At 35.4% G+C, this 20,207-nt stretch carries 20 protein-coding genes and 1 pseudogene; 4 read left to right on the top strand and 17 right to left on the bottom strand.

What is annotated here, in order from left to right:
* Positions 1 to 97: 97 nt before the first annotated feature.
* Positions 98 to 729: pseudogene (locus KBU52_RS00725) on the top strand (GNAT family N-acetyltransferase).
* A gap of 47 nt (positions 730 to 776) precedes the next feature.
* On the opposite strand, the gene metK reads toward KBU52_RS00725, so the two are convergent.
* Both metK and KBU52_RS00715 read right to left on the bottom strand, forming a co-directional pair.
* Positions 777 to 1,967 (bottom strand): methionine adenosyltransferase, encoded by a 1,191-nt coding sequence (metK, locus tag KBU52_RS00720; protein WP_254723991.1) that lies wholly within the window; start codon positions 1,965 to 1,967, stop codon positions 777 to 779.
* A gap of 235 nt (positions 1,968 to 2,202) precedes the next feature.
* Positions 2,203 to 2,901, bottom strand: a complete 699-nt coding sequence (locus KBU52_RS00715; RefSeq protein ID WP_254723990.1) for a GntR family transcriptional regulator — start codon at positions 2,899 to 2,901, stop codon at positions 2,203 to 2,205.
* A gap of 140 nt (positions 2,902 to 3,041) precedes the next feature.
* On the opposite strand from KBU52_RS00715, the gene guaA reads away from it, so the two are divergent.
* A complete protein-coding gene (gene guaA, locus KBU52_RS00710) occupies positions 3,042 to 4,604 on the top strand; it encodes a glutamine-hydrolyzing GMP synthase (RefSeq protein WP_254723989.1) in 1,563 nt (520 codons plus the stop codon).
* An 81-nt stretch (positions 4,605 to 4,685) separates the two neighbouring features.
* Here guaA and KBU52_RS00705 read toward each other — a convergent pair whose 3' ends face one another.
* A complete protein-coding gene (locus KBU52_RS00705; protein ID WP_167745184.1) occupies positions 4,686 to 4,862 on the bottom strand; it encodes a hypothetical protein in 177 nt (58 codons plus the stop codon).
* Between the two features lie 105 nt (positions 4,863 to 4,967).
* On the opposite strand from KBU52_RS00705, the gene KBU52_RS00700 reads away from it, so the two are divergent.
* The gene (locus KBU52_RS00700) at positions 4,968 to 5,231 is read left to right on the top strand and encodes a hypothetical protein (protein ID WP_254723988.1); all 264 of its coding nucleotides are present in this window, start codon (positions 4,968 to 4,970) and stop codon (positions 5,229 to 5,231) included.
* A 29-nt stretch (positions 5,232 to 5,260) separates the two neighbouring features.
* On the opposite strand, the gene KBU52_RS00695 is transcribed toward KBU52_RS00700, so the two are convergent.
* The 4 genes from KBU52_RS00695 to KBU52_RS00680 form a co-directional block, all read right to left on the bottom strand.
* Positions 5,261 to 6,451, bottom strand: coding sequence for a tyrosine-type recombinase/integrase (locus tag KBU52_RS00695; protein ID WP_254723987.1), 1,191 nt, complete (start codon positions 6,449 to 6,451; stop codon positions 5,261 to 5,263).
* Positions 6,444 to 6,662: a DUF3173 family protein gene (locus KBU52_RS00690; RefSeq protein ID WP_049519936.1), complete on the bottom strand. Its 219-nt coding sequence runs from the start codon at positions 6,660 to 6,662 to the stop codon at positions 6,444 to 6,446. Before KBU52_RS00690 ends, KBU52_RS00695 begins: the two co-directional genes overlap by 8 nt.
* Positions 6,663 to 6,888: 226 nt before the next feature.
* Entirely contained in the window at positions 6,889 to 7,950 is a 1,062-nt protein-coding gene (locus KBU52_RS00685) for a replication initiation factor domain-containing protein (protein ID WP_254723986.1), read from the bottom strand.
* On the bottom strand, positions 7,937 to 8,359 hold the full coding sequence (locus KBU52_RS00680) for a hypothetical protein (RefSeq protein ID WP_254723985.1): 423 nt from the start codon (positions 8,357 to 8,359) through the stop codon (positions 7,937 to 7,939). Before KBU52_RS00680 ends, KBU52_RS00685 begins: the two co-directional genes overlap by 14 nt.
* Before the next feature lie 565 nt (positions 8,360 to 8,924).
* Here KBU52_RS00680 and KBU52_RS00675 point away from each other — a divergent pair.
* Entirely contained in the window at positions 8,925 to 9,371 is a 447-nt protein-coding gene (locus tag KBU52_RS00675) for a helix-turn-helix domain-containing protein (protein ID WP_254723984.1), read from the top strand.
* A 178-nt stretch (positions 9,372 to 9,549) separates the two neighbouring features.
* Here the strand turns inward: KBU52_RS00675 and KBU52_RS00670 are convergent, their stop codons facing one another.
* The 10 genes from KBU52_RS00670 to KBU52_RS00625 all read right to left on the bottom strand — a co-directional run bounded on the left by KBU52_RS00670 (position 9,550) and on the right by KBU52_RS00625 (position 20,192).
* On the bottom strand, positions 9,550 to 10,125 hold the full coding sequence (locus tag KBU52_RS00670) for a hypothetical protein (protein ID WP_254723983.1): 576 nt from the start codon (positions 10,123 to 10,125) through the stop codon (positions 9,550 to 9,552).
* Between the two features lie 114 nt (positions 10,126 to 10,239).
* On the bottom strand, positions 10,240 to 11,148 hold the full coding sequence (locus tag KBU52_RS00665; RefSeq protein WP_254723982.1) for a ribonuclease D: 909 nt from the start codon (positions 11,146 to 11,148) through the stop codon (positions 10,240 to 10,242).
* Between the two features lie 5 nt (positions 11,149 to 11,153).
* Positions 11,154 to 11,957, bottom strand: coding sequence for a hypothetical protein (locus tag KBU52_RS00660; RefSeq protein WP_254723981.1), 804 nt, complete (start codon positions 11,955 to 11,957; stop codon positions 11,154 to 11,156).
* Positions 11,958 to 12,036: 79 nt separating this feature from the next.
* Positions 12,037 to 12,987 carry a YafY family protein gene (locus KBU52_RS00655; RefSeq protein WP_254723980.1) on the bottom strand — a complete coding sequence of 317 codons (951 nt, stop codon included), beginning with the start codon at positions 12,985 to 12,987 and terminating at the stop codon, positions 12,037 to 12,039.
* A gap of 126 nt (positions 12,988 to 13,113) precedes the next feature.
* Complete coding sequence (locus KBU52_RS00650; protein ID WP_254723979.1) at positions 13,114 to 14,979, bottom strand: AAA family ATPase; 1,866 nt, start codon at positions 14,977 to 14,979, stop codon at positions 13,114 to 13,116.
* 206 nt (positions 14,980 to 15,185) lie between these two features.
* Entirely contained in the window at positions 15,186 to 16,529 is a 1,344-nt protein-coding gene (locus KBU52_RS00645; RefSeq protein WP_254723978.1) for a DEAD/DEAH box helicase, read from the bottom strand.
* Positions 16,530 to 16,681: 152 nt separating this feature from the next.
* On the bottom strand, positions 16,682 to 17,377 hold the full coding sequence (locus KBU52_RS00640) for an alpha/beta hydrolase-fold protein (RefSeq protein WP_254723977.1): 696 nt from the start codon (positions 17,375 to 17,377) through the stop codon (positions 16,682 to 16,684).
* Positions 17,358 to 18,368, bottom strand: a complete 1,011-nt coding sequence (locus tag KBU52_RS00635) for an ABC transporter substrate-binding protein (RefSeq protein WP_254723976.1) — start codon at positions 18,366 to 18,368, stop codon at positions 17,358 to 17,360. Before KBU52_RS00635 ends, KBU52_RS00640 begins: the two co-directional genes overlap by 20 nt.
* 20 nt (positions 18,369 to 18,388) lie before the next feature.
* Complete coding sequence (locus tag KBU52_RS00630; protein ID WP_254723975.1) at positions 18,389 to 19,144, bottom strand: ABC transporter ATP-binding protein; 756 nt, start codon at positions 19,142 to 19,144, stop codon at positions 18,389 to 18,391.
* A 1-nt stretch (position 19,145) separates the two neighbouring features.
* Entirely contained in the window at positions 19,146 to 20,192 is a 1,047-nt protein-coding gene (locus KBU52_RS00625) for an iron ABC transporter permease (RefSeq protein ID WP_254723974.1), read from the bottom strand.
* Between the last annotated feature and the right edge of the window lie 15 nt (positions 20,193 to 20,207).

The raw sequence follows: 20,207 nt of genomic DNA, 5'->3' as shown, positions 1-20,207 counted from the left end.
GTGAATAAAGCTTTTTTGTGAAAATTTCACACTTTAATCGAAAAATGTGAGAAATTTCGTTATAATAGATAGAGAGATTTTAATGAAGGAGTTTGATATGAAAGAAATAGTATACAGAGAAGCCAGGCTAGATGAATATCAAAAAATTGGAAAAGTGTTGGCTGGTGCCTTTATGGACTACCCTTTCATGACTCTTATCAAAGATGATTTAAAAAAACCAGAATATTACCAAGCATTCTTAGAATTATTGGATAGCCTTCTGACCAGACTCTATATCAAAGGAGAGACCTGTCTGATAGCTGAACAAGACGGGGAAATCATGGCCGTTGCCCTCCTGCAACAAAAGGATTTTTCCATTCTATCTTTTTGCTGAATGGTATGGTCAAGCTTTTCCGTTTTATTACTCTGCGCAATCTCTTGAAATATCTTGATTTGGTGGAACGTTCCGAACAGCATTTGAAAAGATCAGGAAATTTTGACTGGTATTTGATGATGTTGGGAGTCAACGCTTCTAGTCAAAACCAAGGAATCGGGAGTGCTTTTCTACAAGAAGGTGTTGAACCTTATCTTAAATCCAAAGGCTGCAAACGCTTGGGCTTGATTACGAGTACTGAAAAAAATGTTTGCTTCTATGAAAAAAACAAGTATGAATTACTAGATTCGATGATGTTAGAATACGGAACAAAATCTATTGGAAACTGGGCTTTTGTAAAAATACTGGATAACTAATTTTAAACATAAAAAAGATTGGTCTAAGGACCAATCTTTTTTTTAGTTTACTTAACGGCTTCTTTCAAAGCTTCTACTTTATCCAAGCGTTCCCATGGAAGATCAATATCTGTACGTCCCATATGTCCATAAGCCGCTGTTTGACGGTAGATTGGACGTTTGAGGTCAAGCATTTGGATAATTCCTGCAGGACGAAGGTCAAAGATTTGACGCGCTGCTTTTTCAAGTTTACTTTCAGCTACTGTTCCTGTACCGAAAGTATCGATACGGACAGATACAGGTTGAGCTACCCCAATCGCGTAAGCCAATTGCACTTCTGCTTTCTTAGCAAGACCTGCAGCAACAATGTTTTTAGCAATGTAGCGAGCTGCATAAGAAGCTGAACGGTCAACCTTAGTGGCATCCTTACCAGAGAAGGCACCACCACCATGACGTGAATAACCACCATAAGTATCCACGATGATCTTACGACCCGTCAAACCTGAGTCCCCTTGAGGACCTCCGATAACGAAACGACCAGTTGGATTGATAAAGAATTTTGTATCATCGTCAAGATACGAAGCTGGAATCACTTCCTTGATGACCTTGTTGATTACATCCTTATGGATCTGTTCATTGCTGACTTCTGGATCGTGTTGAGTTGAAATAACAACAGTGTCCACGCGCACTGGTTGGTCATTTTCATCATATTCAACAGTAACTTGAGATTTAGCGTCTGGACGAAGGTAGCTAATTTCACCAGACTTACGTAGCTCTGCCAAACGACGAACCAACTTGTGGCTGAGTGAGATTGGCAATGGCATGAGTTCTTCAGTTTCATCCACCGCAAAACCAAACATGAGACCTTGGTCTCCAGCTCCAATCAAATCAAGTGGATCTTGATCCGCATTCCCACGAACCTCTAAGGCTTCATTAACCCCTTGAGCGATATCTGGTGATTGTTCTACCAAGGATGGGTGAACTCCTACCGTCTCTGCAGAAAAACCGTACTCTGTATTGGTATAACCGATTTCTGCAATCGTATCACGAACCACTCGGTTAATATCGACATAAGCATTGGTTGAAATTTCACCGAAAACATGTACTGAACCAGTATAAACAGCTGTTTCAGCAGCAACGTGCGCCTCTGGATCTTGCTCTAGAATAGCATCCAAGATAGCATCTGAAATTTGGTCTGCAATCTTATCTGGATGCCCCTCAGATACAGATTCAGACGTGAATAATTTACGTTCTGACATAAAAATGTCCCCCCTTAAAAAATATTCGTTATAGAGTTACAAAGAACTGGTAGGAAGAGTATCTACAATCAATCCCACCACCTTATCGGGACCATATAACCTAACTATTATAACACGAATCTTTGAAAAATACTCGTATGATTGCTATTTTTCTTACTAGGAAAATGTTTTCTAATCTTAACCAAACAAAAACTCTTAAAGTAGATGAGTTTCTACTTTAAGAGAGATGTGACACTTAATTATTTTCTAGATAAAATTCAAACCGTTCTCCGACGTATTGACTCTTTACATACTCAAAAGCCGTTCCGTCATCAAAGTAAGAAACCTGAGTCAAACCTAAAATAGCATGCCCTTTTTCAACTTCTAAGTAATGAGCTATCTTTTCTTTGGCTAGTCGAGCATAGATGGTCTGATGAGACTTACCGATTCGATAACCATGTTCTTGCAAGGTTTGAAAGAAGTGCTTGGTTACTTCTTCTTTTTTGAAATTTTTGATAAATTTCTCAGGAATCGACGCCACTTCATAGACAACAGGAACCTTATCCGCATAACGAACACGCTCCATACGAATGATGTTTTCAGTTGGCAGTAAACCTAGTTTAGCTACTTCTTGCTCATTTGGAATAGTTCGACGATAAGAAATCAAGTGACTAGACGGAGTTTTCCCTTGAGCTTTAACAATCTCCGTAAAACTAGTTGTTCCACGCATTCTTTCCTGAACACGTGTGCTTGAAACAAAGGTCCCACTACCTACACGTCGTTCCAAAACCCCTTCTTCAACCAAAAGAGAGATTGCTTGACGTAAGGTCATGCGGCTAACGGCAAATTCTTCTGCTAAATCGCGCTCACTTGGAAGTCTTTCCCCAATTTTCCAACTTCCCTCATCAATGTCTTTCTTGATTTGGTCGTGGATTTTCATATAAGCTGGTAACATGCTTGATCACTTCTTTTCTTTATTTTTTCCATTGTACCGTAACTCATAGGGAAAAGTCAAACCGCACTTGTTTGGTTGGTAATTCTAACCCTTTTATGATAGAATATTCAAGAAGATATTTCTTTGAAGAAAGGGAAAAGATGAGCAACATTTCAACTGATTTGCAAGATGTCGAAAAGATCATCGTGCTGGACTATGGTAGCCAGTACAACCAACTCATCTCACGTCGTATCCGTGAGATTGGTGTCTTTTCAGAACTAAAAAGTCACAAGATTTCGGCTGACGAAGTCCGTGCTATCAATCCTATCGGGATTGTACTTTCAGGTGGTCCAAACTCTGTTTACGAAGAAGGATCATTTGATATTGACCCAGAGATTTTTGAACTTGGTATTCCGATTTTGGGAATCTGCTATGGTATGCAGCTATTGACTCACAAGCTTGGAGGAAAAGTTGTTCCTGCAGGTGACGCTGGTAACCGTGAATACGGTCAATCAATATTGACTCACACAGAATCAGCTCTTTTTGCGGGTACTCCAGATGAGCAGCTTGTCTTGATGAGCCACGGGGATGCTGTAACAGAAATTCCTGCTGACTTTGTTCGTACTGGAACTTCTGCAGACTGTCCTTATGCATCTATTGAAAACCCTGATAAGAAAATTTACGGTATCCAATTCCACCCAGAAGTTCGCCACTCAGTTCACGGTTATGATATTTTGCGTAACTTTGCTTTAAATATCTGTGGTGCCAAAGGGGACTGGACTATGGATAACTTCATCGAGATGCAAATCAAACAAATCCGTGAAAAAGTTGGAGATAAACGTGTTCTTCTCGGACTTTCTGGTGGTGTTGACTCTTCTGTTGTTGGGGTTCTTCTCCAAAAAGCTATCGGAGATCAATTGATCTGTATCTTTGTAGACCACGGTCTACTCCGTAAAGGGGAAGCTGACCAAGTTATGGAGATGCTTGGTGGTAAGTTTGGTCTCAATATCGTAAAAGCAGATGCTGCCAAACGTTTCCTTGATAAATTAGCTGGTGTATCTGACCCTGAACAAAAACGTAAGATTATCGGTAACGAGTTTGTCTATGTTTTTGATGACGAAGCAAGCAAGCTCAAAGATGTGAAATTCCTTGCTCAAGGAACTCTTTATACTGACGTGATTGAGTCTGGTACGGATACTGCCCAAACTATCAAGTCTCACCACAACGTTGGTGGACTTCCAGAAGACATGCAGTTTGAACTGATCGAGCCACTCAACACTCTTTACAAGGACGAAGTTCGTGCCCTTGGTACTGAACTTGGTATGCCAGACTACATCGTATGGCGCCAACCATTCCCAGGTCCAGGGCTTGCTATCCGTGTCATGGGGGAAATCACTGAAGAAAAACTCGAAACTGTCCGCGAATCAGACGCTATCCTTCGTGAAGAAATCGCTAAGGCTGGCCTTGACCGCGACATCTGGCAATATTTCACTGTTAACACTGGTGTTCGTTCAGTAGGTGTTATGGGAGATGGCCGTACTTACGACTACACCATCGCTATCCGTGCCATCACTTCTATCGATGGTATGACAGCTGACTTCGCTAAGATTCCATGGGAAGTTCTCCAAAAAATCTCTGTTCGTATCGTAAACGAAGTTGACCACGTTAACCGTATCGTCTATGATATTACAAGTAAACCACCTGCAACTGTTGAGTGGGAGTAGAGTAAGTTATTCAAAAAAACGCTTGGAATCAATGATTTCAGCGTTTTTATTTTCCTATTAGCACCAATTTAGCACCAAAAACTATTTTTCAATGTCTAAATCTAAAATCTTTTTAACATTTTTGGTACTCTCTACATACTTACCCTTCTTTGATTCTCTAACAATTCTGTCATAATCACTATCATTTTCATCTAATTCATAAACACGATATAAATCATTTTTAAATTCAAACTCACTAATCAAATCTTGTTTTCTCATTATGATACCCCCCTAATATAAATTATACATAAAAAAATACTTACATCAACTAATTTGATAAATTTCAAATATGATATAATAAGAAAAAATAGAAGAGGAAATAAAATGCTTAAAGAATTTGGTAAAACTACTTTAGAAATATCAAAATCTGATTCAAATAAAGAACAGAATATCCCACTTCTAAAAATGTATGATGATGAAGAATTGATTGGAATTTTTAATATTCTTACAAGTGAAGTTATAGAAAATATAGATTTAGCAGATTATGATATTCGTTTTGCACAGAAACAAATTGAATTAAATCGAGATAATTATCTTGAAACATGGAAAGAGATAAAAAATACGGTAAACACTAATAGTTTACCGTAGGAATCAAAAGTTTAATCAGACAGACTTTGCTAGTCAGATAAAACTTTAGATTGAAATTTTTTAGTATGCTGATTGCCATTAAATTTACTTTTTCTGATATTATTTTCACTCACCACTACTTTTCCAGTCATTCTAGTTGCCACTTCTTTCATTGCATTTGGTCTTAAATGAGAGTACGTTCCAAGTGTGGTCTTAATATCAGCGTGTCCTAAACGATTTTGCATTTCTAAATCATTCATTCCTAGAGAGAGCATAAAGCTGGCATGAGAGTGCCTTAAATCGTGGATCCTGATTGATTTTATTTTTGCGTAATCACTATGAGATTTTAGAACACGTTTAAGAGTTGATTTTACCAACGGACTATCTGCTATCGAAAATACAAATTTACATTCTCCTATCTGAGATTGTGCTTTCTTCCAATATTTCAAATGTTCCAATGTATCATCATCAAGATATAAAAGCCTTACACCTGATATAGATTTTGTATCGGTAAGATACCACTCTTTTTGGCTTTTATAATACATTGAACAGTCTATTAAAACAGTACCTTTTTCAAAATCTATTTTCGACCATTCAATAGCTTGTAATTCACTTGTTCTAACTCCAGTCATAAAGAAAAACCAAAATGTAGTAAAGTACAATAATTCATAGATATTAGATTTATCAAATGTACTAATGAATAGCTGAAATTCTTCCACCGTCCAAAAATCAACTTTAGGACGGTCTTTTTTTACGTTTCCTACCGTTTTAGCAACATTATTTGACAACATACCTAGTTTAACTGCTAAATCAAAGACTTGTTGTAAAATTTGATGAACAGAACGAATATAATTATTAGATAATCCCTCTACAAACATTGAATTTTGCCACTGCTTAACATGAGGTGGTAAAATATCTGATAACTTCATATTCTCAAAATATGAAAGTCTTTTAAACTTAGACTGCGACATATCAAAAGTCCGTTTTCTAACCTGACTTTTATAGTCTGGTATAAAATAATCATCTAGGAACTTTTTAAAGGTCATTGTACTATTTGTAGATATTGCCCCTTTTCCAAAATCTGCCTGAATCTGTAATTGCCACATTTGAGCCTCTCTTTGAGTTTTAAAGCCAGTTTTAAATTTACGTATTCTTTTACCAGTCTGACTATTAAATCCTAGCGATACAGAGGCTCTATATGTTCCATTTTGTAATGGATATATGTTTGGAAGCTTAGGCATTTTCTTTTACTTCCATATCTACTAGACTTGCTTCATCTATTTTTACACCTAAAATTTCTTCTACCGTCTCAAGTGGCACACGTCCTAAGCCTTTACTTTCATACCATGTTAGACCTTGACTAGCTAATTTTGCTTTAGCCTGTTTTACTAACATCATGGCTTGCCAACTTGAAAAACCTAACTTCATTAAATCTTTTTTTACAACAAACATACTTTTTCCCCTTTCTTTATGATATAATTATTTTGGTTTTTTATTTTGATGTGTGATTGATTTTCACGCATCTTTTTTTTACATCTAATCCATAAATTTTTATCATTCATGAACATATAAATATTATTCAATTCCTGATTTATCAGTATACGCTTTTCAAATCGTATCACTCTATGAACAGTATCTAACCTTTCATCAAAGAACATCACGATTTTTTTAGTCATTTTTATTTCCCCCACGAAAAACTGTTATTTTGCTCAACTGAAAATTCTTTGACTTCTGTATAGTCTTTTTTATTCATCTTTTCAAGGCCAAGAGCTAACAAATAATTTATATAAGCATTTGCAGATTCTACTCCTTGTGACCTCTCATAAGCCTTATAAACCTTGGTAAGTGTTCGAGCAACTTGAGTTTCTAGAAATTCTTTTGACTTAAGCAAAGTAGTTTCTTCTCTAACTGTCTTCAATTTTGTACGCTCCTTTGTTTGAATATATTCATTCCACCATGAAACAGTTTCCCTTCTAGATTTTTTGGTATCTATTGAGTATTTATCCGATAAAACAAAACGATAATGACTTGCTAATACAGAGAAAAACAAATCTTTCAATGGTTTCTTCATAGCCATATTTTTAGCAAATAGCACAGCCTTATCTCCAAATAGTCTCAGCTCCGAACGAACCCATGAAGAAATTCCTATATCGCTTGCTTTCTCTCCTTGTTCCATTAATTTATTATATACACCCCACTGTTGCGAGTTACTTCCTTTTTTCCCAATATTTATAGTTTCTCCAACGATTTCTCCATCTTCAAGTCTGCCAGTTTCATGATACTCATATTTTTTTGAATAGCTAATGCATAGACCTTGTTTGCAATATTCGTATATTTTCTGAACAGATAAACTTTCATCATAAATATCATTTGCTACATCTAGCCTTGTAAAATGAGCACAATCATTTAAATACCTACTTACTAAAGCGCTCCAGTTATTAAACGAACCTTCCATAAATTGTTCATATTGTCTACACCCTTGTCCTCTCATCTCGGTAAATATTCCCATTCCATAATTCATTGAATTATCATCATTAAGAGAAAAATAAACCTTGATATCTGCATAAGCAAAATGATGATTATATCGGTTTGTACCGTACAATTCAAGAACAAAATCATTAAAATTTAATTTTAATAGTTCTTCAATTACATATTTACAAGATTTCATATAGTCGACATCATCAACTGGTTTAACTGTATTAGCAAACCAGTCAATAGTGACTGTATTACTCCTCTTCAAACTCTCTCACCTCTAATTTAATACTATCGAAACATTCTCTTGATTTATTCCATTTTGGTTTAATAACATAGTCTGTCAAAATAATATAACGAGTTAAACCTTTTTCTTTAAACATTTTAACTTTTTCTAAATCACCGAAAATTTCAAATACAAAGTCTTTTAATTCATCTAACTCAGAGACCATGCCTTTTTCTTCTAAGAATTGAGCCAGTTCCCCGTCTTTAGAATAAATCGTATAACCTTCAATTCTATCAGTTCTTGTGTTTTCTCCGTTAATTTCAACATACTCAAATTTTTCTCTAGCTTTTGTAAAATCAACTCTTAGTATTTTTGGAATTTCAAATTGCTCCTTGTCGAATTCAAATTCACCTTTAATAAATTTTGTTGCTGTTATTTTAAATTTTTCCATTTTTATATTTCCTTATCTATATGTTTGATAAAATTTCACAATCTTTTTTCACTTGCTGAAATATCCTTGTCTTTCGGCAAAAGACATCAAATAGGCTCAATTCCCTTGTGGCTCTAAGCATCAATACGATTTCGTTCAATAAAATGCACTCCGTACCTACTCTCCCAAGGGTTTGAAGGCTCTTCAATGTCTTTTAGACCTACCTATTAGAGATTGTAGGTCTATTTTCTACTAAAAGTTTGTGAAATATCCTATGTTACTGATAGGTGACTAGTACACGCTGGTACACGCTAGTACACGCAGTCGCTGGCTCACGCTTTCGCTCCTGCTACCAGCTACTAGCTACTAGCAACAAGAAACTGAATTTACTAAGATTCTAGTCTTTGAGGAACTTTCTTCAAAGACTTTATTATACAATCATAGGCTATGTACCTCTCTTCTTGTCAAACGTTTTATAGTTTGATATAATTTGTTTAGTGACTTATCATCACATTTTAATTGTATAACTTTCAAAACACCATGTCAACAAAAAAGTGATTTAAAATCACAAAAGATAGGAGAAATTATGATTACATTTTCTCAAAGATTAAAAACCTTACGCAAAGAGGAAAAATTAACTCAACAAAACTTAGCAGATATAATAAATGTTAAGAGAGCTACAATAGCAAAATGGGAAAGTAAAAATGCGATACCGGACATCGATACTTTACAAAAAATTGCTGTTTATTTTAAAACTAGCATTGATTATCTGATAGGAAAAACTAATAAGAGACAATCTGAAGAAGAAAGTATTATAGAATCAGAACCTTCTTTTTTACTAACGATTCAAAACTTTTTACATTTCAAAGAAATAGCTCACAATGAAGGACTATCACCAAACACAATAAATAAATTAATCCAAGCATTTCAATTACCAAAATTTGAAGAAAATCTATTATTTGATTTTTTAAATCAATATTCAATTAACACCAATTTAGCACCAAACGAATCAAATCACACTATTTTAGACTAGCTTATTGTACTATCAATCACTATTAAATCACCTATTCTAAAGAGTCAATATCTGACATTTAGTGAGTGGGAATGATTTATAAACATGATTTGAAGTGAAATGGTTGATTTAACAGCATTTTCGGTTATTATAAAAGGTTAAAAACCCCACCAGAATTTTTCTGGTGAGGTTTTTTATATTAAATTACTTCTGAACTATAAATATCCTTTTGCACTTCAAGATACTCTTTTAAGTTAATAATTTTATTTTTATGATTGGTCTTTGCTTTTGCTTTTTTATTATACACATAGTTATTTGCTTCAGCAAACTGTTCTGTATAAGTCTTAACTAATGAGAATAATTCATCAAGAGAGGTATCTAATTCTAATTTTTTTAGCAGAGATTCATTTTTATTTAAGAAATTTAAAAACTTATCAATATCTTTCTCAGTCAATTCTCCTTTTTGAGCGGTAATTAAATACTGAGTTAGCATTTTTATTAAGGATTTTGTTAGATTGTTCATTCTAATAGAATGATAGCCAATATAAGCAACTCCTCCTACGACTATAACTCCTGCACCAACCAGACTCATTTTTGCAACCTTGTTGCCAATTAATTTATTTGCAGTATCTTTAGAAAAATCCACCGCTTTAAGATGTTTAATAATTTGTCCCTTATTATTTCTGATAATAGAACCGAACTGTTTGTAAATACCTGACTCTAAGCCTTTTTGAATATCATTTGGTATAACTAAATTTATATTATTGATAACCATAATAAAACTCCCTTATAAAAAACTTCTCTTAAATTATACCATCAACTGTGACTATTTAACACTCAAATATTTTTTTATTAAGATGGAAGGCAAGGGGAGAACCTCTTCCATATTTTAATCCCTCTCACTAGTAAATAAATCTTCCCACTGAGTGATAGATGCTGGCAGGATTAATTTATTCTTCTCATAGAAATCTAACAAATCTTTGTTCCCTATCCTAACTACATTTCCAATCTTATCTAAATTTATCACTCTTGGAGCATATAAATATACTAGATAACCTTCATCTACATATTGTTTAAATTCTAAAGCGTCAAGCCCCTTGGCTTTCTTACCTTTCACTTGTACTACTGCTTTTCTTGGGTTATCAATTTCTCTTGAAATCATTTCACATTCAATTTTTATAGTTGTTGACTTCTTTGCAATTGAATTAGAAAGGACATAATAGTTTTCCTTAATTTGAAGATATGAGATGACAAGTTCTTCTAAATCAAATTCAGGCAGATTATCAAGAAGACCTCCACTATAGGTTGTTACCTCAAAATAATTCTTTTTCGAAAATTTATTAAATATCAATTTTGAATATTCTATTATGCTTTTATCCCGTATCTTCTCAATAGTACCACCAAGAGGCCTATTAAACGATGATTTTATCTGTCCAGGAACTTGCATTCCCACATTAAATGCATCAACTGGGATAACTGATCCAATATCCAAATGAGTATCACAAACTACTATAGCTGAAGATTTTACTTTACATATCCAGTAATTCCCACTTAAATCTCTGGTCCAGAATAAATCATCTATCTTCGCATCTCTAAAAACATTTATTGCTGGATGTGCTTTACCATTCTTTTTTTTAATACGATTATAGAATTCTTGGAAATCATCTAATTTAATATCTTTGCTCAACCAACTCCAACCAATAGCAACATATTGTTCAGAATTATTTAAACAGAAGTCAATTAACTCTTTTCTAATGTTATCGTCTCTTTTTAAGTGTATTCTAGCTACATAATCCAATTAAATTATCCTCTCTTACTTTTTTCTTTCAGAATTATTTCAACGCCCGCTTGATGCAAAATATCATATCTAGCACGACATACCTCTGAGTCGTCTATTAAATTAAGAAGAGCATCTACCTCTTTTCTTCCCTCTTCACTCAGCTGTGGTTTTATATCAACTAAATTTTTTTGTAGTCTTAAAAATAATTGAATAGCTACTTCGTAATCTTTTTTCTCTTGTAATTCTTGCTTCTTAGCCAAAATTTCTTTTTCTTTCTCTTCGTTTTTCTTCCTATTTTGTTCAGCCATTTCACAAAGTATCTCATAATCCACTGTTTGAGTCTCAAAATCTTTTTTTACCAGATCCATCATTTGAGGCGTAATACGAATACGATTATAAGCTTCTTTTACTAAGGAGGTTATTTTATCCCAATAAGGGACTTCTGAGTCTTCTCGGAACATTAATATTTCTCGATCCGTTATGACAATTTTCTTTTCTTTATCAATGAAATAACCTTTTTCTTTGTAATTATTTAAATCAAAAATATACTTTTCTAATCTCCACTGTTTGACAATTTTTTTGCCATTATCAGATAAATCATTGTCGACTACATATCTATATAACCAATCAGGAAGATTAATATCACCGATAGTCCATCTTTGTTTCTCATTTGAGTATATTTCATTTCTTAATTCTCTGTCGGGAAATTTAACTTTATTATAAACGTACTTAATAATCTCATCGCCCTCTTGAATGTATTCGTTCCAATACTTGCTATACTTAGCGTAGGGACTAAATGGACGAGTTCTATATATAACTCTACTCATTTCACCTTCTCTTTAGATTTTAAAAATCATATTATCCTTTTCTAGCAAAACAAAATTTCTCTTATTTTCTCTCAAGTATCTAGTCAATATAATTTTCTTGCATTCTCTTAATAATAGTCTTCACATCATCAATTAACGATTGAGGAGATAATACCCTCAGAGATTCTGCTTGACTCAACAGCCACCTCTTCAACCCTGGTGTATCTTGACTCACAAATTCAATAATATTACCATTTGATGTTTTTTCAATAATTTTTGCTGTTGGAAATTGATCAACAATAATTGTTGGATCATTGACGAATAGTACTCTAATATTTAACTCTTTTCCTATGAATGGATCTACACGCTTATTACGAATTTCTCCATCACGAAATTTTCTTCCATATGAAAGAGAAGGTTTTTCTTTTTTAGATTCTACCCAACTAAGTATTCTGTCTAATTTTAAAGTCATATAAGAATCAAATAGTAAATTATAGGCTACTATGTAAAAATAATGAGTATCATAGTAAAGAGAAACCGGAAAAATTGTATGTCTCTTTTTTGTATTATAAGGAGATTGATAATCAATGTCTAAGACCAACTCCTTACGAATCAATTCAGACCATTCCCAAACCTTATCAATACGATTTTGTGTGTCTGATAATGGTGCATAATTTAGCAACTCACTTGCAATAATACTAGAAACTTCTTTTTGCTCATGTTTTGAAATAAGTGCCAATAAACTATCAAGTAATGACTTGTTTTCTTCCTTATTCAAAGAACGATTTTCTAGTAAAATCTTTGAAATTACAAGAATATCCTTTTTATTAAATAAAGATTTTCCTTTTAAATACCTAGTATGATGCCTCGTATCGTAAGCAAGTTCTGCTGCAACCATCGGTTGTGTATCTAAGAAACCAGACAGGAGAGAAAAATCTCGTTGTATAGTCTTTTCACTAACACCAAATTCATCTGCAAGCTGAGCCTTAGCTAAATGTGCGCCAGACTGTAATCGTAAAAATATAGTTAATAAGCGTTCTTGGTCGTTCATATAATTCTAAATCCTTTAACAATATTATAACATTTCCAATAGCTTAGATTCAATCAATTTACTAGTTCAAATCTTCTACCGATACTACTACCTATTTCTTCTTTTAAAGTCTATTATAGGTTCCTTCTACCTTCCGAATCCTATCAACGACATTAATTTTGATGATTTTGCTTCAATAGCTACAATGGCCTTATTGATATCTGTCAAAGTAATTTGATTTAAAAAGGTATCATCTTCTAACTGATTCTTATCACCTTCAATCACTCGTTGCGCTTGACTGAAGACAATCTCATCTACTAATTTTCGGACGTATCTAGCATTTCCAAAGTTTCTACAATTGACAACTTCTGAAAAATGCTGACGTAGTACCACCTTACAATCATCGGTTAATTGGTAATATCTCTTATTTACCATCAATTCCAAAATATCAATTAGTTGATCAATTGTATAATCCAAAAATTTTATTTCTCTAGATATTCTAGAGGAAAGTCCCGGGTTAGTTTCAATGAATTGGGCCATCAATTCTTCATACCCAGCAAAAATAACCAACACCTCATCCCGACGATTTTCCATTTCTTGTATAAGAGCTGAAATAGCTTCATGTCCAAAATCTCTCTCACTACTAGGGATAAGACTATAAGCTTCATCTATAAAAAGCACTCCTCCCCTTGCATCATCAAAAGCTTTTCTTACTTTTGGAGCAGTTTGGCCAACATATTCACCAACAAGATCCGTCCGACCTACTTCCACTAACTTATTCTCTTGAATTATCTTATTGTTGTATAAAATTTCTGAAAAAAGCCTAGCAACTACTGTTTTACCAGTCCCTGGATTTCCAGAAAAAATAAGATGACGATTTAATATTTCATTACTATATCCATGAGCCTGACGCAACGCAGAAACTCGATTATAAGCTAACTGCTGATTTAAAACTACTTTCACTTCTTTTAAACCGATTAATTCACTCAACTTTTTCTCCGCATTTTCTTCGTCTTCAACTGAAGACTCATTTTGGGGAATAAATCCATCCAGACTTAATTCGTTTTTATCTGAAGGATCATAATCATTTTGTACTGCAAATTCAACAAGCTCTTGAACAAAAAGACGAACTTCTTTAGCATCCTTTAGTACTTTATTTTCAGCTATTAATTGTTCATAGTCTTCATTACTCAACTGAATACCTTTTTGATTTAACATTTGAAGGCCGATTTCTTTAAGCTCTGCTTCATCATATTGCGGAAAATTCACAATTGATACTTTACCAAAATCTTCAAGCAACTCTTTTTTTATAGATTCTGCCTCTTGGATAGTTCTCGTAATAATGATGTTAATTGAATGCCCCTTCTTTTGTCTAATTGTATCGTAAATATCTGATTTTGTTTTTGGCCTTACTGAAAGATAATCAACTAATATTGGGACATCTTTTTCGCTTATCTTAGGAATAGAAAAATTATTACAATTTACAAATATTGCATTCATTTCAAAAAGAGACATAAGAAATTTGATAGCAAACTTACGGCCAGTTCCCCTCTCACCATTAAAAATATAAAAGTGTTGCTGTTGTTCTTTATTATTTATTTTTTCTTGAAATGAAAGATATGTAATTAGCTCTTGAACGACATTCTTAAAATCGATGAGACCACAAATATTTTTCAATTCTTCCAACTTCTCCAAATGAGGCTTTAGCTGATGAGACAGTGTCTCTTTACTTGCACTTAGTAAGAATTTCACTAGCTCTCTTCTATCACTTGTTTCAAGTTTCTTTATAAAATCACTTTCTGTTAAAGTTTTAACTTTATTTAATGTAAACTCATAATCAAAAAAATCCTTTATTTTCCCCATAATTTCTTGATCATTGTAATTTTCTTGAGAAATAAGGTAATAATCTTCATCCTCTTTTAATAGTAATAAACGATTAGTCTTGATAAAATCTTCTGATTGAGTTTTTAAGAAATCATCAGGATTCTTAAACTCGACTTGATAATAATGCAATTAATTTCACCTCTTTTTATTGATAATTTAAGTCTACAAAAAAGAGTGGACGTTTCTTGTCCACTCAATTATTAAAATATAGAATTTTATGGAAATGCCCTATGATTAATTTTAATTTTCCCAATATCATCTACTGATGAATTCTGTCAATCCCGATGTAGAACTATAAAAAAACAGTAAAACCACTTGGTCCTACTGTTTCATTTTTAAAAAGTTTGACGCTTAGCTTTACGTTCTGCACGTCCACGGGCACGACTTTCAGCACGCTTGGTTTTACGGCGTTTTTCATCGACTGCCCACTGGATTTTCTTCTTATAGCCTGGTTTGACTTTTTTCTTTTTCTTTTTAACCAGACCAATCATTTCGATATCCAGTTTTTCCTGTTTCTTCTCACGATTGGCACGACGGTCACGATCATAAGTGTCTTGGAACTCTCCATCTTTAACAACCTTAGGTACAAACTTGATTCCCAATTTCTCTAACTCACGAATATCAGAGTCATCGCTTGGCTGATAAAGGGTAATGGCTGTACCTGGTAGACCATTACGTCCAGTTCGTCCAACACGGTGAACAAAGAAGGACAAGTCCTGTGGAATAGCATCGTTGATAACGTGGCTGACACCTTCGATGTCAATCCCACGCGCAGCCAAGTCAGTTGCGACGATATACTCAAAATCAAGATTTTTCACCTGATTCATGATCCGTTTGCGTTCACGAGGAGCAATATCTCCATGGATCTTAGCCACCTTTAATCCTTGAGCTGTTAGGTAGCTATGCAATTCATCCGCACGAGTTTTTGTATTTACAAAAATCATGGCGAGATACGGCTGCATGACTTGAGTCAACTCATAAATCTGAGCATTCTTGTCACGACCCTTGGTCGAAATCAACCAGTTGTCAATGGTATCAGAGATAACTGTCTTATTCTTGATTTTCTCCATGACAGGATTTGACAAGTATTTCTTCAAAAATGGTTGTAGTTTTTGTGGGATAGTCGCTGAAAAGACCATGAACTGCAAGTCTTTCGGAAGACTTCCTGCAATCTTATCAACTGTTTCCAAGAATCCCATATCCAAGGTCATGTCGGCTTCATCGACTACAAAGGTCTTAGCCTTGTGAATGGCTAGGTCACCAGACTTGACTAAGTCATAAATACGACCTGGTGTTCCGATAACGATATGGGGCTGGTTGCTTGCTAATTTATCAATCTGACGGGCCTTATCTGTTCCACCAACATAGTTAACGACACGTACTTCTACATCCGAATGAGCTGCAATCTGACGAGCTGCTTGGTAAATTTGTGTTGCCAACTCACGACTTGGAGCTGTAATAACTGCCTGTACGCTGTCACTCTCCTCGTCCAACTGTTGGAAAATCGGTAACAAGAAAGTATGAGTCTTACCTGAACCTGTTTTTGATTCACCAACCAAGTCACGACCTGCCAGGACAATAGGAATCAACTTTTCCTGTACCTCGGTAGGAGTCGTAAATTTCAACTCCTCCAAGGCTTTTTCTATATATTTTTTAAATTTAAATTGTGTAAATGACATAATTTCCTCGATTCTATCTATCTACTCATTATACCATAATTTAGTCTATTACAGGAGATGGATTTCCGTCAAGAATAATACCATGAACATTTTAACAACCAAGCATACATAAGAAACACTCCTAGTTACAATGAACAAGGAGTGTTACAAGGTTACTTAAGCTTCCATTCGGCTCTCAGCCAATCACAAAAATGACGATAACGTTCCTTAAGAGCTTCATGATGCCCATAAGCATCAAATGTACAATAAGTCGAAGGGACTTTCTCTGAAATCAGGTCATGTAGATTTCTGGCATAAATAGGAGCCTGAGACAGACGATTGGAATGATTGGCACCTTCTGTCTGACCATTTTGCAAATAAATCAGGCTTTGATTCTGTATCAAGTCATGTTCCCTACAAAATTCTGTAAAATCAGGATACCAGAAGGAACCACAGATAGAAAAGATACAGGTCGCAGGAAGATAACTACTATAGAGATTATAGACAGCAGCAAGCCCACCCAGTGAATAGCCCCCATAGGCAATTCGACTTTCATCAATCAAGTAGTCTTTCTTTAGAATTTTTAAAATTCCTTGAAAGAGCTTCTGATGGTATTGGTCTACCTTCCCACCAAAATCAGGTGCCCCTTCTTTCAAAGCATCAGACTGCCAGGGTGTAAAGTCATCCAGACGATTTTCTGGAATCAAACCCACCAAAATCACAGATTGGGATAGGTCTGACAAATAGTCCAATTGTCCATCATTTAAAAGAATCATTGGGTAGGCTTGTTGAGGATCATAGTTTGAAGGAAGACTGACCCTAACTCGAATCCCTTCCCAGTTAAACTCCTTATTTCTTGATAAAGTCATTGATTTTTTCAAGGGAATCAATCACTGCAGGACCGTAATCCATCAACTCATCGTAAGAGATAGTCATGATTTTTTGATTTTTGATTGCTGGGACATTTTCCAAAACAGCATTTGCCTTCATCAAATTCACTGCTTTTTCATCTAACTTTTGATTGCGGTCACTAGTTACATAGATAATCAATTCTGGATCCATTGATACTAGATTTTCCAAGGTCAAGCCAGAAGTTCCTGTTGCAACATTGGTATAACCAAGTTGGTTAAGCAAGCTTTCTTGAAGAGCTGACTTGTAGGCACCAAAGGTTTCATCATTGTAGGCCACCATAATCAAAGCCTTTTTCTTTTCACCCTGTGTTTCTGGGTTGGCTTTTTTAACCGCATCGATTTTAGCTTGTAATTGCTCTGCGTATTGATTCGCCTTGTCTTGGACATTGAAAATGGTACCAAGATTCTTCACATCTTCTACGATATTTCCTAAATCTTGTTGGATAGTTGAAAGTGAAGCTTTTTGCGTATAGACTGGGATTTTGTTTTCATTCCAAGCACTAATGGTTCCCATTGACTTTTCAGAAAACATCATGTTGCGTCCCATCAAGGCATCTGGTTCATAAGAAAGAACTGTTTCTTGTGAGACAGATTTTTTATCGCCAATGTGAGGGATGGCTTCAATAGCATCCTTGTATTTACCAGTTACAGCATTATCAGGATTGAGCATGCCAGCAATTTTATCTTGCAAACCGAGTTCAAGTAGGATTTCAGTTGTTGAGAGGTTGTTGGTGATGACCTTTTCAGGTGCCTTTTCAAAGACTTGTTCGACTTCATTTCCTTTAGCATCATAAGTTTTGATAGTTACAGGATAGCTGGTTTCTGTATTAGCTTTTTGACTAGCTTCTGTTGTAGCCGGTGCCGGTGCTGTTTCTTTAGATGCGTTACCACAAGCTGCCAAAGATAAGGTAGCTACTGTTACAAGCAAAATACTAAGTGTTTTTTTCATGTTTTTTTCCTTTTTAATTTTTATAAATAGTGAATCATAGCTTGCTGATCTTCTGTCCAAGTTACCTTACTTTGAACGCCATAGACAGCCTGCAATGACTCGGGTGTGATGGTCTCTTTTGGAGTACCTTGGTAAACAATCTCCCCTTCTTTCATGAGATAGAGATAGTCTGAATAGCGACAAGCCAGCTGAATATCATGCAAGACAGCTAGCACATTGATCTGAAGATTTTTGACAATGGTCAATAAGTCTAGCTGATACTTGATATCCAAATGATTCGTCGGTTCATCTAAGAGCAAGAGTGTCGGCTCTTGGGCCAAGGCGCGTGCTAACAGAACCCGCTGCTTCTCTCCCCCTGACAAAGAAGAGTAGAGTCGATTTCTCTTTTCGAGCATATCTACCTTGACCAAAGCATCCTCAACCAAAGCAAAGTCTCTGTCTTTTTCCTTTTGCAAGAAAGAGAGATGGGGTGTTCTACCCAGCATGACAATCTCCTCAACCGTACAATCAAACTGGAGTTGATTAAACTGGGTGATGACTGCCATCTGCTTTGCCGTTTCTTTGACGCTCATTTGTTCTAGAGGCTTCCCATCTAAAGAAATCAAGCCCTGATTCGGCTTTTCCTGTCTATAGAAGAGTTTCAGCAAGCTGGTCTTTCCACTTCCATTTGGTCCCAAAATAGTATGAAATTGGTCTCCCTCAAGTTTAAGTGAGACTCCTTTGAGAATCTTTTTTTCTCCGATTCCAAAGTGAATATCCTGACACATTAAGTCCATATCAGACTCTCACCTCCCCTCGTCTACTTGCAACCATGTAGATAAAGAAGGGTGCTCCTACTAGGGCCGTGAAAATTCCAATCGGTAGTTCAGCATTTTGAATCAAAACGCGAGCAAAGACATCTGACCAGACTACAAAGAGGGCGCCCAGTAAGGTTGCAATTGGAAAAAGTCTTCTATAATTTGTACCTACCAAACTTCGAGCCAAATGTGGTGTAATCAAACCGACAAAACCGATGATTCCACAAGTCGAAACTAGGACTGCTGTCATCACAGCTACAATCGTCACATAGAGATACCAGTAAAAACGTAGGGGAATCCCCAAGGTCAAAGCCGCCTCATCTCCCATCATCATGGCATTGAAAACACGGTATTGAGTAGAGAAAAATAAAAAGGCTATTCCCACGATTATAGTTGGTAAGGTTAAGTGAGCCCAAGAGGTTCCCGCTAAAGAACCCATGGTCCAAAACTTGATGGTCATAACGCTATCAGCATTGGCCCCAATAGAGATAATAAAGTTTGAAAAAGCCAAAAATAGGGCATTCACTACCGTCCCTGATAAAATGAGGCTAGAGGTTGTCATCCTACCCTGCATAGATGCAATGAGAAGAACTGCAACTGTTGCTAAAATCGCTCCTAGGAAAGAACCTAGACCAATCATAACTTTAAATCCAAGAATAATACTCAAAGTTGCTCCAAAGGTTGCCCCAGCTGAAATTCCTAATACATAGGGCTCTGCTATTGGATTGTTGACCGTTGACTGCATGACACTACCACACATGGAGAGGCCAGCACCAACAATCAAAGCAAGAAAAACCCGTGGTAATCTCATATTCCAAACAATAGCAAGCGTAGACTTTGAAATGTCTCCTATATCAAAAGGAGCCCCTAACTGACTCATAATTATCCGATAGGTATCACTCAAGCTAATTTGAACAGACCCCATAGAAACTGCCAGAAACAGAGAAATCCCCAAAGCTCCTAACAGGATAGCTAGTAAAAAACAATATCTCAGGTTTTGATGGCTTCCAGAAAATTTGGAAAGCATGAAACCCTCCTTTGA

This window comes from Streptococcus sp. 9.1(2021) (assembly GCF_030466425.1).
Lineage (GTDB): Bacteria > Bacillota > Bacilli > Lactobacillales > Streptococcaceae > Streptococcus > Streptococcus wuxiensis.
This window is presented reverse-complemented; position numbering and strand designations above follow the sequence as displayed.

Coding starts and splice junctions, on each gene's coding strand:
- metK (WP_254723991.1), bottom strand. CDS start 1,967: ATGTCAGAACGTAAATTATTCACGTCTGAATCTGTATCTGAGGGGCAT.
- KBU52_RS00715 (WP_254723990.1), bottom strand. CDS start 2,901: ATGTTACCAGCTTATATGAAAATCCACGACCAAATCAAGAAAGACATT.
- guaA (WP_254723989.1), top strand. CDS start 3,042: ATGAGCAACATTTCAACTGATTTGCAAGATGTCGAAAAGATCATCGTG.
- KBU52_RS00705 (WP_167745184.1), bottom strand. CDS start 4,862: ATGAGAAAACAAGATTTGATTAGTGAGTTTGAATTTAAAAATGATTTA.
- KBU52_RS00700 (WP_254723988.1), top strand. CDS start 4,968: ATGCTTAAAGAATTTGGTAAAACTACTTTAGAAATATCAAAATCTGAT.
- KBU52_RS00695 (WP_254723987.1), bottom strand. CDS start 6,451: ATGCCTAAGCTTCCAAACATATATCCATTACAAAATGGAACATATAGA.
- KBU52_RS00690 (WP_049519936.1), bottom strand. CDS start 6,662: ATGTTTGTTGTAAAAAAAGATTTAATGAAGTTAGGTTTTTCAAGTTGG.
- KBU52_RS00680 (WP_254723985.1), bottom strand. CDS start 8,359: ATGGAAAAATTTAAAATAACAGCAACAAAATTTATTAAAGGTGAATTT.
- KBU52_RS00675 (WP_254723984.1), top strand. CDS start 8,925: ATGATTACATTTTCTCAAAGATTAAAAACCTTACGCAAAGAGGAAAAA.
- KBU52_RS00670 (WP_254723983.1), bottom strand. CDS start 10,125: ATGGTTATCAATAATATAAATTTAGTTATACCAAATGATATTCAAAAA.
- KBU52_RS00660 (WP_254723981.1), bottom strand. CDS start 11,957: ATGAGTAGAGTTATATATAGAACTCGTCCATTTAGTCCCTACGCTAAG.
- KBU52_RS00655 (WP_254723980.1), bottom strand. CDS start 12,987: ATGAACGACCAAGAACGCTTATTAACTATATTTTTACGATTACAGTCT.
- KBU52_RS00645 (WP_254723978.1), bottom strand. CDS start 16,529: ATGTCATTTACACAATTTAAATTTAAAAAATATATAGAAAAAGCCTTG.
- KBU52_RS00640 (WP_254723977.1), bottom strand. CDS start 17,377: ATGACTTTATCAAGAAATAAGGAGTTTAACTGGGAAGGGATTCGAGTT.
- KBU52_RS00635 (WP_254723976.1), bottom strand. CDS start 18,368: ATGAAAAAAACACTTAGTATTTTGCTTGTAACAGTAGCTACCTTATCT.
- KBU52_RS00630 (WP_254723975.1), bottom strand. CDS start 19,144: ATGGACTTAATGTGTCAGGATATTCACTTTGGAATCGGAGAAAAAAAG.
- KBU52_RS00625 (WP_254723974.1), bottom strand. CDS start 20,192: ATGCTTTCCAAATTTTCTGGAAGCCATCAAAACCTGAGATATTGTTTT.